11 protein-coding genes are annotated in these 14946 nt (G+C 59.3%); 5 read left to right on the top strand and 6 right to left on the bottom strand.

Annotated elements, in window-relative coordinates; all coding sequences use genetic code 11:
- The first annotated feature begins 203 nt into the window (after positions 1-203).
- From G4D79_RS09010 to G4D79_RS08995, 4 genes are read left to right on the top strand one after another with little or no spacing between them, the layout of a single operon-like run.
- On the top strand, positions 204-1841 hold the full coding sequence (locus G4D79_RS09010) for an ABC transporter substrate-binding protein (protein ID WP_134929666.1): 1638 nt from the start codon (positions 204-206) through the stop codon (positions 1839-1841).
- Between the two features lie 36 nt (positions 1842-1877).
- On the top strand, positions 1878-2831 hold the full coding sequence (locus G4D79_RS09005; RefSeq protein ID WP_099698652.1) for an ABC transporter permease: 954 nt from the start codon (positions 1878-1880) through the stop codon (positions 2829-2831).
- Between the two features lies 1 nt (position 2832).
- Positions 2833-3684, top strand: a complete 852-nt coding sequence (locus G4D79_RS09000) for an ABC transporter permease (protein ID WP_047272016.1) — start codon at positions 2833-2835, stop codon at positions 3682-3684.
- Positions 3685-5598 (top strand): ABC transporter ATP-binding protein, encoded by a 1914-nt coding sequence (locus G4D79_RS08995; RefSeq protein ID WP_064112376.1) that lies wholly within the window; start codon positions 3685-3687, stop codon positions 5596-5598.
- A 782-nt stretch (positions 5599-6380) separates the two neighbouring features.
- Here G4D79_RS08995 and G4D79_RS08990 read toward each other — a convergent pair.
- The 6 genes from G4D79_RS08990 to G4D79_RS08965 all read right to left on the bottom strand — a co-directional run bounded on the left by G4D79_RS08990 (position 6381) and on the right by G4D79_RS08965 (position 13572).
- Complete coding sequence (locus G4D79_RS08990) at positions 6381-6704, bottom strand: putative quinol monooxygenase (protein ID WP_099698651.1); 324 nt, start codon at positions 6702-6704, stop codon at positions 6381-6383.
- Between the two features lie 122 nt (positions 6705-6826).
- A complete protein-coding gene (locus tag G4D79_RS08985; protein WP_099698650.1) occupies positions 6827-8293 on the bottom strand; it encodes an NAD-dependent succinate-semialdehyde dehydrogenase in 1467 nt (488 codons plus the stop codon).
- Positions 8290-9678, bottom strand: a complete 1389-nt coding sequence (gabT, locus tag G4D79_RS08980) for a 4-aminobutyrate--2-oxoglutarate transaminase (RefSeq protein WP_083056527.1) — start codon at positions 9676-9678, stop codon at positions 8290-8292. The genes G4D79_RS08985 and gabT overlap by 4 nt, the downstream gene beginning before the upstream one ends.
- 23 nt (positions 9679-9701) lie before the next feature.
- Positions 9702-10463 carry a maleylpyruvate isomerase family mycothiol-dependent enzyme gene (locus G4D79_RS08975; RefSeq protein WP_235867987.1) on the bottom strand — a complete coding sequence of 254 codons (762 nt, stop codon included), beginning with the start codon at positions 10461-10463 and terminating at the stop codon, positions 9702-9704.
- 42 nt (positions 10464-10505) lie between these two features.
- Complete coding sequence (locus tag G4D79_RS08970; RefSeq protein ID WP_214514235.1) at positions 10506-12155, bottom strand: amidohydrolase; 1650 nt, start codon at positions 12153-12155, stop codon at positions 10506-10508.
- Positions 12156-12243: 88 nt separating this feature from the next.
- The gene (locus G4D79_RS08965) at positions 12244-13572 is read right to left on the bottom strand and encodes an MFS transporter (protein WP_047272007.1); all 1329 of its coding nucleotides are present in this window, start codon (positions 13570-13572) and stop codon (positions 12244-12246) included.
- 150 nt (positions 13573-13722) lie between these two features.
- Here G4D79_RS08965 and G4D79_RS35215 point away from each other — a divergent pair, with 150 nt between their 5' ends.
- On the top strand, positions 13723-14898 hold the full coding sequence (locus G4D79_RS35215; RefSeq protein WP_207624349.1) for a CdaR family transcriptional regulator: 1176 nt from the start codon (positions 13723-13725) through the stop codon (positions 14896-14898).
- Positions 14899-14946: the final 48 nt, after the last annotated feature.

Here is a 14946-nt window from a genome sequence, read left to right as displayed (position 1 = left end):
ATACTGAAATCCCGGCTTCCGTCTGAACGCGTTGGCGTGCAATCTTTGCTCTGACTCTGTATCTCGGGACTTTCCAAAGCACTCTTCCGATCGTCGAAAAATATCCGCGCTGGATTCGACAATCGTCTAACGATATGTGACCTACATCTCCGTAGCGTTACCCGTCATATCCGGTTGGGTTTTCGTGAACAGGGAGTTGACGCTTGAAGAAGCCAGTTCTACATCGCGCGATGCGCGCTTACACGCGAACCGCCACGTACGCGGTATCGGCAACAGCACTCGTCCTCGTGGTTTCCGCGTGTGGCTCCGCACCGGGCGCCACACAGACTCGAACGATCACCGACGATCCGATACCCGCCTTCACCTTCGCTCTTGCAGCGGCTCCGATCTCCTTAGATATCACTAAGGATTTCGGTCCTTCCATGCAGGTTCAGACCCTGTTCACCGAACCGCTGGAACGGCTTTCCGGTGAAGGAGAGTTGCGACCTCATCTCGCCGAAGCCGTATCGGTTCCTGACCCGACGACCATCGACTACGTCATCCGGTCCGACGTGCGATTCTCCGACGGAACTCTACTGACCCCGGAGGACGTGATCTGGAGCCTTCGGCACGTCTCTGATTCCGCAGCCGGGGCGCAAACTGCCGGCGAGCTGGAAAGTCTCGAAAGCATCGAACAAACCGGACCGATGCGGGTGACTGTGAAGTTGTCGCATCCCGATCCGGTTGCCAGGCAGAGCATCGCGCTATTCGGACTGATCCAACAGGCAAGGTTCGCTGAAGAACATGCTGCCGAATTGGGTACTGCGCAAGCGGTTCCGGTGGGCACTGGCCCGTACCGGGTCCAAGAATATTCAAGTTCCGGTGTGCAACTTGTCCGTAACAATGACTACTGGTCGGAGCAACCTGCACCGGAAACGCTGAAGTTCGACGTGATTCCGGACGGCAACACCGCTCAGTTGGCAATGCGATCCGGCGACATCCAAGCTGCGAATGTGGCCGACATCAAGAAGCAGTCACAGTGGAAGCAGATCGGTGGAATCGACACGATCGAGGTCCCTCTGACCAAGCTCACGTATTTGACGTTCGATACCAGTACGAGTCCGTTCGACGATGTCCACGTGCGGAAGGCCGTCGCGCACTCGATCGATCGAAAAGGAATCGCAGAGGCGGCATTCGGCAACGACTCCGCGATATTGAAGGGTTTGGCAACTCCGGAAATGTTGACCGGTGTCGCCGGTTCCCCTGGGAACGCGCAATCCTTCCTGGACGGAATCGGCGGAATCGAGTTCGACAGTAACCTTGCGGCGCAAGAACTTGCCGCCTCGTCGCACCCCCAGGGATTCACGGTGGAGGTCCCCTACACCGACAACGTGAACTGGACGGAACTGACGGTACTCAACCTGCAACAAAACCTGGCGCCACTCGGTGTGACCGTTGTTCCAAAGCCCATCACCCAGACCCAATGGATTTCCGACCTGTACGCCCACAAGGTTCCCGGAATCGGATTCCTGTCGATTACCGCATCGACGCCCGACCCCAAATTGATCGGCTCCGTCGTCGGAAAGGAGAACGCTGTCGCACCGAAATTCAACGCCTCGAATTGGTCTACCGATTCCGTCGAACAGGCGCTGCCCGTCCTGAACGGATCGACCTCACCCCTGGACCGATGGACTGCCGCCCAGACCATCTTGACCGGCATCCACGAACAACTTCCGTACGTCCCGCTGTTCAATCCGAATCTGGTCTACGCAATTGCCGACGGGTTCGCCTTCGATCGCGACATGTCCTTCTACGACTTCGTCAACGGTTCGTGGGTTACCGCGGTGAAGGCAACGTCGTGAACGACTATCTCTCCCACACAACGAGGTTCGATTGAGATGGCAGTAGCGGCGTTCATCGGCAAGCGACTCGTGGTGTCGGCCGCGCTGCTTCTGGTAATCAGTTTTCTGGTGTTCAGTCTGCTGTCGGTGACGCCAGGCTCTGCAATTGCCGTCCTTGTCGGCTCTCGTCCGAGCACACCCGAACTGATCGCGGCCCTGGAGGCACGACATCACCTCAACGATCCTTTCCTTGTTCAGTATTGGCACTGGTTGGTCGATGCACTGCAGCTCGATTTCGGGACGTCGACCAGATCAGGTGCGCCGGTGACCGGCATCATCACCGATCACCTACCGGTCTCGATCCAACTGGCGGTGTACACACTTGTTTTGGTGGTCGGGATCGGGGTCCCCTGCGGAATGTCAGCGGCGTATCAGCGCGATAAATGGGTGGACAGAGGTATCTCGATGGCTTCCGTAATAGGTATGAGTGCACCAGGTTTCGCAGTCGGAATGTTGCTGATTTTCGTATTCGGACTCGAGCTCGGACTGTTCCCCGTTTACGGCGTGGGCAATGGATTCTTCGATCGCTTGGTGCACCTCACCCTGCCAGCAACAGCACTCGGCATCGCGCTCATCGCACTGCTGATCCGGCAGACACGCGCCGGAGCGCTCAACGTGCTCCGGCAGGACTACATGACATTCGCGAAAGCTCGTGGTCTCGACCCCTCACGGGTCTTCTTCCGATATGCGTTACGGAACTCCGCAATGCCGGTGGTGACTGCGGCCGGTCTGATACTGATCGCTGCGCTGTCCGGCGCCATACTCGTCGAGACCGTGTTCTCCGTACCGGGAGTCGGTTCGCTGATGGTGCAGTCGGTCACCGAAAAGGACCTACCCGTCGTACAAGGGTTGGCCGTGTGTCTCGGCGCCTTCGTGATTGTCGTCAACCTGGCGGTGGACGTGGTAGCTCTCCTCGTCGACCCGCGCATGCGGTACGCAGGAAAGGGATGACATGACCGCACTCACCGATCGCGAAAAGAGCAGGCAGGGATCGCGAATTCCCATCACCGTTGTGATTGCACTGGTGATCCTCGGTGTGATGGTATTCGCGGCTGTCGCCGGTCGGCTCATAAGCCCTTACGACCCTTACACTCAGGATCTTCTCCGCGGTGTGACCGGTTCCGATCGCACACACTGGTTAGGCACCGACGATATGGGACGCGATGTCCTCTCCCGTTTGATCGACGGTACCGGCCGCTCCGTGCTCGGACCGCTGTGCGTAGCGATGGGAACAGTGATAGCCGGCGCATCCGCGGGGCTGGTCGCCGGATATAACGGCGGTGCACTCGACAACGTCCTCAACCGATTCGCAGACCTCGTGTATGCCCTGCCCGCGCTCCTCGTCGCCATCGTGCTCCTGGGGATTCTCGGCGGGAGCTACTGGCTGACTGTGGCGATTCTGGTTTTCCTGTCAGTACCGAGCGCCATCAGAATAGTCGGCAGTGTGACGCGCGTCCAGGTTCGTCTGCCGTACATCGACTCTGCGAAGACCCTCGGATTGACCGACTCACGGATCATGATCCGCCATGTGCTGCCCAACATCGCGCCCACCGTGCTCGCCGTCTTCCTGCTGGATTTCGTCGGAGCGTTGGTCGCCTTCTCGTCGTTGTCATTTCTCGGTATCGGTATCGCCCCCGGGGCTGCAGATTGGGGATCGATGCTCTCCCAGGGGCAATCGATGATCTCCGAGAACCCCTGGGTCGCAGTTGCCCCCGCAGCCTGTCTCATCCTGACCGGCAGCGCCGCAACTATCTTCGGCGACTGGTTCTTCAAACGGCTGTCAGACTCAGGAGAACGGAAGTAGATGACTGTGGAAGATGTGACAGTACAATCGGAAACGGCCGATGCGAATGGCCCCCTCCTGAAAGTTTCCGGGCTATCGGTGTACGCGAACAGGTCGCAGGTGCTCGTCAGCGATGTCAACATCACGGTCCCCCGAGGCGAGACTCTCGGGATAGTCGGCGAGTCTGGCAGTGGAAAATCGATGGCAGTTCGTTCGCTTGTCGGTTTGCTACCGCCGGGAATCTATGCACGAGGAGCAGCAGATTTCGACGGAATCCCGTTGATCGGCACACGCGAACGTGAACTGCGATCGTTACGGGGCTCCCGAATCAGTCTTTTGATGCAGGACCCGTTCAGCATGCTCAACCCCATCCACACGGTAGGCGAGCACGTGCGGGAGACACTCCCGCCAAATGTCAGAAAAGGCGGACGCCAACAAGTTCGGGCCGAAGTTGCTGCGCGTCTCGCGGAGGTTGGCTTGGATCCCGCCGTCGCACAAAAGTACCCCTTTCAGCTCTCCGGGGGGATGCGGCAACGAGTTGCCATGGCGGCCGCGCTTGCCGGCGATCCGGAGTTGCTGATCGCCGACGAACCGACAACTGCACTGGACGTGACCACCCAGGACGAAGTCCTCCGACTTCTCGCCGGTCTACAGAAGTCACGAAACATGGCGCTCATCTTGATCACTCATGATCTGCACGTGGCGATGGACGTCTGCGATCGGATCCAGGTCATGTACGCCGGACGCGTGGTGGAGGAGGCTACGGTCGCCGATCTTGCCCGCACCCCGACGCATCCCTACACACGTGGGCTGATGTCGGCCAGTCCCCCTGTCGATCGTCGAGTCGAACGGTTGACGTCGATTCCCGGCAGTGTGCCCAGAGCCGCAGCCGTCGAGGCGATCTGCGCATTCGCTGACCGATGCGAATGGTCTGTCGGCGAATGCTTTTCAGCCCGACCAGCTCTTACTCCCATCACGATCGAACACGCTTCGGCTTGCATCCGGATCGATCGGATTCACGACGAGTTTCCCCGCGGTTCCGAGTTCGAACCACCTCTACCTCAACAATCCGAGTCACGATCTTTCGACACCATCGGCCCACCGATAGTCGAGGTTGCGAACGTACACAAGGTATATCGCGCCAAAGCGATGTTCGGCAAGCCCAAGGACTCGCACGCCCTCCGCGGCGTGACTTTCTCGATCCGCGCCGGCGAATCAGTGGGACTGGTAGGTGAATCCGGCTCAGGGAAGACAACTATCGCTCGTGCTCTCCTAGGTCTGGAGCACGTCACCTCCGGCCGGATATCGGCATTCGGCAGAGAGCTCGCGCCCACTGGATCCACTGCGCGAAAAACCAGAGTCGAGTTGGCCCGGGAGATCCAAGTAGTGTTTCAGGATCCGTACGCAGCGCTCAATCCATCCCGAACCATCGGTGCAGCCTTGCGAGAAGCTATAGCCGTACGAACCGGAGCGGACAAACGCGATAGCGATTCCGTAGCCTCGGAAGTCTCGGAGTTACTCGGCAAGGTGGGACTACCAGGCAGCTACGCCGCTCTCCGTCCGGCTGCGCTCTCGGGTGGCGAACGTCAGCGCGCCGTGATTGCCCGGGCAATTGCCGTTCGACCCAGGCTGCTCATCTGCGACGAACCTGTTGCCGCCCTGGACGTGTCCGTGCAGGCCCAAATTCTCGAGCTGCTTCGCTCTATCAGAGCGGAAAACGGGATGAGCATGCTCTTCATCACTCACGACTTAGCAGTCGTGAGGCAGATGACCGATCGAACAGTGGTTCTCTACCGGGGTGAAATCGTAGAAGCCGGCGAGACAGAGGCCGTGCTCGACGCACCAAATCACCAATACACACAACGACTGCTCGCATCGGTTCCATCCTCCATTTCAGCAGTTGTGCAACGTAGTTCAAATGCAATCCCGAGGTAGCACTGCTGGATACGGCGACCGGGCACCCACTCTTGAACTGCCGGCACGCAACACGAATGCCGACCTCGGATTTGCATGGAACATCCGCCGATCCTGCACCTCCCGACGGACCGACACGGATGCACGGACTGCCACAGAAAACACCACTTCGTGAACCCGAAGCCGTGACGCCGAAAGACATCGACGTACAGCATCGCCAAGGCCTTGCAAGGCTGCAGACGATATCCAGCTCGAGATCGGATATCGCAGAGTCCGACGAAAGAGGACCATCCACGCCGTCATCGGCCATCTCGGCGAGCCCGTAGGTCCGCCCCACGTGGCGGGCGAGCACTGTTGCGCGTTGTACCCAGCGCCCGTCATCTACACCCAGTGGCGATCCTGCAAATGGCTGCTACCGGCGCCGGGCACAACGGGCATGGTGACGAATCTGAGAAGCATTGCTGCCGAATGGCATCGGACGCCACCCTGCATCTGGTTCGCGGTGGAACGCGTGTCGGCAAACTGCCGATGAAGCTTCCGCCGGCGGCGAACTTTTCGTTCGGGACGTACGTGACTCGTCTGATTTCGGCCCCGTTGAACCCGACGCCTTCCGTCGGTTCGAATGCCAGTCGGCTGCAGCGATGCTCTTGCCGAACATCGCGTGAGCGTCGTCGGAGGACGCGTCTACTCGTCGGGATCTCTTGGCGAGAAAATTCGGTCCTCCATCATGCCACCAGTCGGGCCGACGATTGCCGGGCCGGCGATTGTAAGGATGATGGGACGCGACTCGGTGGCCTTGGCCATCAGCGATCACCCTCGTCTGAGTACGTGCGCACGATGCGATCAGTGAGAAGTGGAAGGATCTTGTCCGTGCCGATACATATGAAGTGCGGCGATGTTCGGTGCGCTTCGAAGCCGACTTCGTCGATATACATCTCGAGGATGGTTACGTGTAGCGGATTCTCGACGTTGCGGAAGTACTCGTAGCCGAGATTGGCCGGCTCGTTCCGGCTTGCCTCAGCGAGTTGGGCCAGATGGCCGAGCGCCTCGTCCGCGGTTTCCTCGTCCAGCCGGTATTCGGCGATTACCCGAAAGTTCGACGTAGCACGTTGTGTGCTCTCGGTCACGAAACTTCCTCTCTAGTAGTAGATTACGAGCAGAACACAGTGCCGGACTGCAACTCAACGACGATTACGTTCGGTACGGGTCCTGGCGCCTGCTGACGCTTTTCGTGCGGTCGATTCAAGTGTCATCGGGGTGTCAATGTGTACTTCGTGGACAAAAACTCGCGAATTCCTTCGAAGCCGCCTTCTCTTCCGATCCCCGAATGCTTGATGCCGCCGAAAGGCGCTGCTGCATTCGAGACGAGACCGGTGTTGAGGCCCATCATCCCGGTTTGAAGTTTTTCTATCATTCGCTGGCTTCGGCCGACGTTCTCTGTGTAGACATAGCTGACCAAGCCGTACTCGGTGTTGTTGGCAATGTGCACGACCTCGTCCTCGGACGAAAAGCGAGTTATTGCCAGCACTGGTCCGAATATCTCTTCGTTCACCATCCGAGCTTCGGGCCCGATCTTGTCGATCACGGTCGGTTGAAAGAAGTTGCCTGGGCCGACGATGGCCTGACCTCCGGTGACAATCTCCGCGCCGGTGTCCACTGCGTCAGCGACGAGACCTTCTGTCTTCGCGATGGCGTTCTTGTCGACCAGTGCGCCGATGTCGTAACCTTCGTCGGCCCCACGACCAATTTTCAACGCAGCAACCCTTTCACTTACTCGACGAACAAATTCGTCGGCCACGGAATCGTGTACCAATATGCGGTTTGCGGCGGTACATGCCTGACCGATGTTGCGGAATTTTGCGAGCATCACGCCGTCGACCGCTCGGTCGATATCTGCGTCCTCAAAAACCAGGAAGGGTGCGTTGCCGCCGAGCTCCATCGAAGTACGCAATACGTTCTGCGCAGCAGCTTCGAGGAGTTTGACGCCAACCGCCGTCGAGCCTGTGAAGCTCAGCTTGCGAAGGCGTGGATCCGATAGCAGGGCACTGGACTGAGCGCTGGGATTCGACGTGGGCACTACGTTCACCACACCCGGCGGAAGTCCTGCCTCTTCCAGCAGCTGCACCAGGTAGATCGTGGTCAGCGGAGTGAGTTCCGCCGGCTTGATGATAGTGGTGCAACCGGCGGCGAGTGCCGGAGCAATCTTGCGGGTTGCCATCGCGAGTGGGAAGTTCCATGGTGTGATGAAGTAGCAGGGCCCCACAGGGAGGTGCGACACTGTGATGTTGCCTGACCCCTCGGGGTTTCGGCGATAGTCTCCGCTGACGCGTACGGCTTCCTCGGAGTACCACCGAAGGAACTCTCCACCGTAAACGACCTCACCGCGCGCTTCGGCGATCGGCTTCCCCATTTCCAGGGCGATGAGCAGAGCAAACTCTTCTTTGCGATCCATCAGCAAGTCGAATGCTCTGCGGAGGATGTCCGAACGTAGGCGGCTAGGTGTTTCGGCCCACTCTTGTTGTGCTGCAACGGCTGAATCGAGGGCGCGAATGGCGTCGTCGACCGTTGCGTCGGCAATCGTCTTGATCACATGCCCGGTTGCGGGGTCTTCGACGGTGAAGGTCGCGCCCGAACTCGATGTCGCCCATGTTCCGCCGACGCCGATACCGGTTTCGACACGGTTGAGTAGGTCCTGTTCATGTGGCTTCAATGTCATGACTGGCTTTCCTTTGTGGCTGAGGTCGGGGCGTTCGTACGGAATCCGTCGGCCACGACGCGTAGACCTTCGCGTAGCAGTTCGTCCGAAATTGCGAGCGGAGGGAGAAATCGGATGACGTTTCCGTAGGTGCCGCAAGTAAGAACCACTACGCCATGATCCGCGGCGAATTTTGCGACGGAATCGGTCAGCGCCGGGTTCGGATCTGTGCTGTCGGGGTGTACTACTTCGATGGCCTTCATCGCGCCGCGGCCTCGGATGTCACCAATACGGTCGTCCGAGGCGCCCAGTTCGGTGAAGACCTCATCGATGATCGCCGCGATTTCACGTGCACGAACAACCAGGTTGTTCTTTTCGTACGTTTCGATTGTGGAGAGCGCCGCGGCGCAGGAGATTGGGTTTCCGGCGTAGGTGCCCCCGAGAGCGCCGGATTGTGGTGAATCCATGATCTCTGCGCGGCCAGTGACCGCGGCCAGTGGCAATCCACCCGCGATACCTTTTCCTGTTGCGATGAGATCAGGTACGACTCGCTCGTGGTTCGCAGCGAAGAGATCACCGGTACGGGCGAACCCGGTTTGGACTTCGTCGAGGATGAATACGACGCCGTTGGCAGTTGCCCATTCGGATAGAGCAGGCAGAAAACCGGTCGCGGGTTCGATGAATCCACCCTCGCCCTGGATGGGCTCGATGACGATTGCTGCGAGATTGGAAGCGCCGACCTGTCTTTCGATCTGCAGGAGCGCAATTTCTGCCGCCGCCACTCCGCTCAGCCCATCGCGATATGGGTACGAGGTTGGAACACGGTAGATCTCGGGCGTGAACGGACCGAAGCCGTTTTTGTAAGGGGTGTTCTTCGCAGTCATGCCCAAGGTGAGGTTGGTTCTGCCGTGGAACGCGTGATCGAAGACCACAACCGCATGTTTGTTGGTGAAGGAGCGTGCGATCTTGATCGCGTTCTCGACGGCTTCGGAACCGGTGTTGAACAGTGCTGTGCGCTTCTCGTGGTCACCGGGGGTGATCGAGTTGAGCTTCTCGGCGACCGCAACGTAGCCGTCGTATGGGGTGACGGTGAAGCAGGTGTGAGTGAACAGTTTCGCTTGGCGAGTTATGGCTTCGACAACGGCTGGAGCTGAATTGCCGACGCCGGTGACGGCAATGCCCGAACCGAGATCGATCAGAGAATTGCCGTCGGCATCGATCAAGATCCCGCCTCCGGCTGCGACGATCGATATGGGTACAACGTGCCCTACACCGGCCGCAACGGCCGCCTCTTTTCGACGCATAAGCACCTGCGATTGCGGTCCTGGAATTGCGGTTACGAGTTCTCTATGTTGCGACACCAGCGGGCCGCCCGTTACTGACGAGACTGACAATTCGTTCCTCATTTTCGTGTTGTCGATAGTGAGCGTCAGAGCCAGCGCGGAGCTGTCGGGGCTGTGCCGATCTCGCGGCCCGACGTGTCGACCGCGGACACTGCGATGTTTCTGCGGCCGGTCACCCACATCAGCAGATTCGGAAGCGACCCGGACACCGCCGTGCGTGCCGTGGTCGAATCGGCGGTGGTGATGTGACTCGAAGCCGGTTCGAACTCTTCACCGGTGTCCGCAACTGTCATGTGCACGCGATAGTCGTCTCGGGTGGCCCACGTATCCAGGACATTGTGAATTATTCGTCGCTGCACCGCTGGCGGTATGTCCGCTGCACTCGCCGAATAGTTGAGATCGATTGCGTGTAACCACAATTCGCGAGATCGCATCCACACTGTATCGACGACCGGTATCCGCACACCTTGAGCGTTGCTCACCTCGGTAGACCAGCGATTGTCGGGGACTGCGCTCCAGGCGATTTCGAGCGCTCTCGCCTCCCTGTCGCAGAGTTCACGGAGTTCGACATTTGACAGTGGTGCTGCACTGCCGATTTCCCGGCTCCGCGCATGGGCAGACTCGTACATCGGTTTCTCGATGCCTGTCGTCGCCCAATCCACCAGGCGGCCGAGGGCGCGGGCGTTGAAACCGACGTGCGCGATCACGTGCGCGCGAGTCCATCCTGGAAGCAACGAGGGTCCACGTAGTTCGTTGTCACCGAGTTCACGCAACGTCCGGTCGAAGTGCGTTTGTCCGGCTTTCACGTAGCCGAGATCGACGGCGAGTTCGTCAGCCGGCTCTCGCATCACGTTCACGGCATTCTCCTTCACAAGATTACGAGTAATTCTTCAGCGAGTCGGTCGGGCATCATGGGTTAGGTTTCCTCCGAGTATTGTTGCGACGACGTCGATCTCCGATATGTTTGGCGCGGTGAGCGGCGACGACGAGAACACGGCGAAGTCCGCAAGTTTTCCCCGTTCGAGGGTGCCTTTGTCGTCGATCTGACCGGTCGCGCGCGCAGCCCATTCCGTGTGCGTTCGAAGGGCTTCCTCCGGTGTGATCGCCTCGTTCGAGCCCAGGACGAATCCGGTGTCGGTACGACGATCGACGGCCGACTGCATACCTCTACGAAGATTGTTGTCGGCGACAGGAAGGTCTGATGAGCCTGCGAGTATTGCTCCCGCATCGATGACTGATCGCCCACGGTAGAGCCACGGTTCACGGTCGGTCCCGACAAGATCGACAATCTGATCGCCGAGCGGCCCGATGAAACCTGCCTGGGGGGTCACAGCAATAGCAAGATCGCCGGCACGCCGCACTTGATCCGGTCGAGCGATGCCGAAATGTTCGATACGGCACGGAGCTGTGTGGCGGCCGTAGCTCTTCTGTGCCTCCTCGATCAGGTCCAGGGCCAGGTCTATTGCTGCGTCTCCGATTGCATGCAGCGCAAGCGGCCACCCCGATCGATATGCCGCGAGTGCACGCTCTCGATACAGTTCCGGCGTGTCGAGGAGGTATCCCCGGTTATGTTCATGGCCGCAGAAGTCCTCTGTCACAGCGGCGGTCGCCCCGAGCAAAGAACCGTCGAGAAAGACCTTGACGTGCCCCAGCTGAAGGTGGGAATCGCCGAAGCCGTAACGAATCCCGAGGTCCAAGCCAACTCCTGTCCCCTCGCCGCAGAAGTCCGAAGCGTTCGCGGCAAGGGGATGAAGAGCGTCGATTGCCGGCATCAACTGTGCACGAGCGTGCAGATGATTGCGATCTGCGGCCAATTGATAGGCCGCGATTTCGATGGGGCTGTGGCCGATCCAACCGCCACCGACACCGGCTTCTGTGAAGCTTGTTATCCCCTGTGCAGCAAAGCGTTTGGTTGCTTCGTCGATTGCCTCAGCGAGCCGCTCGGTGGAGTAGGGCAAGAGCAACGCCTGCACCAACCCTTGCGCCGACTCTTCGACGACACCGGTAGGGCGGCCCTCGTCATCCCGCACGACGACACCTCCGACGGGAACTTCGAACCCGTCGTCAAGCGCACCGATGAGACGCAACGTAGCGGTGTTCGCAATCGCTGCGTGACCGGAGGTGTGCCGTAAGTACAGTGGGCGGTCTCCCGTCACGGCGTCGAGCCGATCGATAGCAGGGAATTCGCCGCCATAGTGCCCCTGGTTGAAACCTGTGCCGTGGACCCAGGCATCGGCGTCATCACCGATACGCTCTACTTCGGTCTCGATCAGCCTGTAGAGATCCTCGAGACTGGCGGCGCGGCTGAGGTCGATCGCCGCCAATCCGAGTCCCCACCAGACGGTGTGACAGTGAGCGTCGATCAGACCGGGCGTCACACAGGCGTCTGCGAAGTCCAGGGTTCGTATCGCCTCGATACCGGCGACCTCGTCGTCGAACCCGACAATACGGTCACCGATTACTCCGACAACCGAAGCGATCGGCCGATCAGGATCCATAGTGATGATTTCGCGCGCCCGCACAATGAGATCGAGTTGCATAAGAGAAATGTCCTTGTCCAGTAATCGAGCCGCGTCTGATCCAGCGGTACGAGGTGCGATGTTTCGAACACCAGCCGCGCTACGTTTCTCAGTGCTTGAAGCCGGGGAGGTCCACGCTGAATTTCGGCGCGATCGCTCCTGCCGATGCGGTGATCAACGAGATCAGCGCGAGAACCAACGCAGCTGGCCACCAGTGATCATGAGCTGCAGCTACGAGGCTGGTAACCAGAAGTGGAACGAATCCTGCAATCATCGCGGCGGTGTTGTTCGCGACGGCAACACCTGTGAATCGGGTTCGCGCCGGAAAGAGTCCGGTCAGAACAGCTCCTGTACCTGCGTAGGGAAACGACAACGTCGCCACTGCCAACGTCATCGACAGAACGATGAGCACGGGAACGCCCGAAGTCAGTAGCAGAAAAGCCGGCAAAGCGACTACGGCAGAGGCGATCCCGCCCCACATGATCACCCGACTCGAACCGAATCGCGCGCCCAACCGCCCGCTCAACAAGATCACGAAGATCTCGACGACGGCCGCGACGATAGTTCCGAGCAACATCAACGATCGGCTGTATCCGAGTACGTTCACTCCGTACCACACACAGAATGTCGTGACGAGGTAGAACCCGCCCATTCCGAGAAGTGAAGCCGCCATTCCGATCAGAATCTGACGCCAGCTGTGTTTGAAGGCTGTGCTCACGGGATTGGTCGCCAACTCCCCAGCTTCCTCGAGCTGACGGAAGACAGGGGATTCTTCGAGTTTGCGCCGAATATAAACCGCGACAAGAAGTAACGGTAACGAGAGGAGGAAGGGAATGCGCCAACCCCAGGATTCGAAGTTCTGCTGCGAAATTGCAATGGTGACCAGAAAAAATCCACCAGAAGACAGAATTGTTCCGATCGGAGATCCGATGAGGGGAATCACTGCGTATCGCGCCCGCATATGCAGTGGCGCGTTCTCCACCACCAGGGTCAAGGCACCTGACCATTCCCCTCCTACGAAAAGTCCCTGCACGATTCTCAGCAGCACGAGCAGCACCGGCGCCGCGATGCCGATCGCTGCGTAGGTGGGCAGTATGCCGATCAACGCGGTAATGATGCCGATACCGACGATGGTGATCATCAGCGTCTTTCGGCGGCCGATCCGATCGCCCATTGCACCGAAGACAATGCCGCCGATCGGTCGGGCCGCTACCCCTACTCCGAAAGTGGCGAACGAGGCAAGTGCGGCCAAGGTTGCGTTGCCGCTGGTGAAGTACTGAACATTGAACACGAGAGCGGCCGCGGCACTGAACAGGAAGAAGTCGTAGTACTCGAGCACGGAACCGACCAGAGCGCCGAGTGCGACCTTGTTTGCGCTCTTCTTGTCGAGCTCGTGAACGGCTCCGAATTCGATCGACGTCGATTGTGTGTACGTCATAACTCTCCATCAGGGATGAGGGATTCGGTCTGCTTCTGTCCCCAGGGGATTTCGGCCTGTTGCAAGCATTTCAGGTTATTCGCTCACTGTCCCTAGGCATTCCCCGCCGATTACGGCCACGAATTTGTGCATATGCCCTATTCTGACTTGGTGAACCACTTCGCCCCCTCACGACCGGGCAACGAGCCGGACGCCCGCGACTCAGGAAGATGGCAAGAGCTGCTCGACAGCCTCGACGTCGCCGAACTGACCGACACCTTCGTCAAACGTGTCGCCTCGATCGCGGGCTACGACTCGTCGCCGCTTCCGACGTCCGAGATCGAACGCACAGGCCGGATGGCCTTCTCCGCCATGCTCCAAGGTCTGCGCGCGGGAGGTCTGCCCGATTTCGTCCCCGTCGCGAACGATGTCGGCATCTCTCGTGCACGGGCAGGGATCCCCATCACCTCATTGATGACCGCGATCCGATTGGACTACAACGTGCTGTGGGAGGCCCTCACCTCCGCGTCGTCACCGAGGGATGCCGAACTGTTGGTTCGACACACGTGGATCGTGCTTCGCACCGTCGACGAGTACGCCGCACAGACACAAGGGGCCTACATGGCCGAACGAGAACGCATGCTGAGAGAGGAATCGTCTGCACTGCAAGGACGCATCGCAAACCTGTTCCAGGATCCCCGATCCACAGACACAGATCAACTGGATGCTATTGCAGCCGAACTCCGAATCCCACAACGCGCCCCCCTTCTGGTCATCGGAGCTGCCGGTGACGACATCCCGGCGCTACGAGTGTTCATCTCCGAAACCGAGCGCTCCGGACGAACGGTGTACACCCACTACCTCGGCGACGTCCTGATTGCCTTCACGCGCAGATTCGACCTCGACGGACCGCAAGCTACCGATGTCGGCCGGAACCTCCTCAAGCTTCGAGTCGGAATTGTCAACGCCGACACCGGTCTGTCAGCCCTTCGCGCGGCGGCCAATACCGCACGAGCTCTCACACGAACAATCACCAGCGAAGACCACGCGGCTCTCACCTGGGACCGAGGGTGGGCAAGACTGGCCAAACTAGGCCTACAAGAATCAGGTAGCGGGCTACTCACCGATGTCGACGATGCTTTGGTGACCTGCGGAGACGCGGAGCGGGTCCGCCTCGAAGAATGCGTGCGCAGCTATATGAAAACAGGCAGTATCGGGGAATCGGCCAACGAGCTGTTCTGTCACCGCAACACCGTTTCCAATCGTCTTCATCGATTTGCGAAACTCACCGGTTTGGACCCCACGATTCCTGAACAATCGGCGAGACTCGTCGTGGGTTGGGCCTAGAAGCACTCGAACGCCTTCCCCTTTACCTTCTCGGGGCGATCGCCGTCG

Origin of the sequence: Rhodococcus sp. WY5, from assembly GCF_018588185.1 — a bacterium.
Classification (GTDB): Bacteria; Actinomycetota; Actinomycetes; order Mycobacteriales; family Mycobacteriaceae; genus Rhodococcus_F; species Rhodococcus_F qingshengii.
The sequence above is the reverse complement of the archived record's forward strand: the minus strand, read 5'-3'. Positions and strand labels throughout refer to the sequence as shown.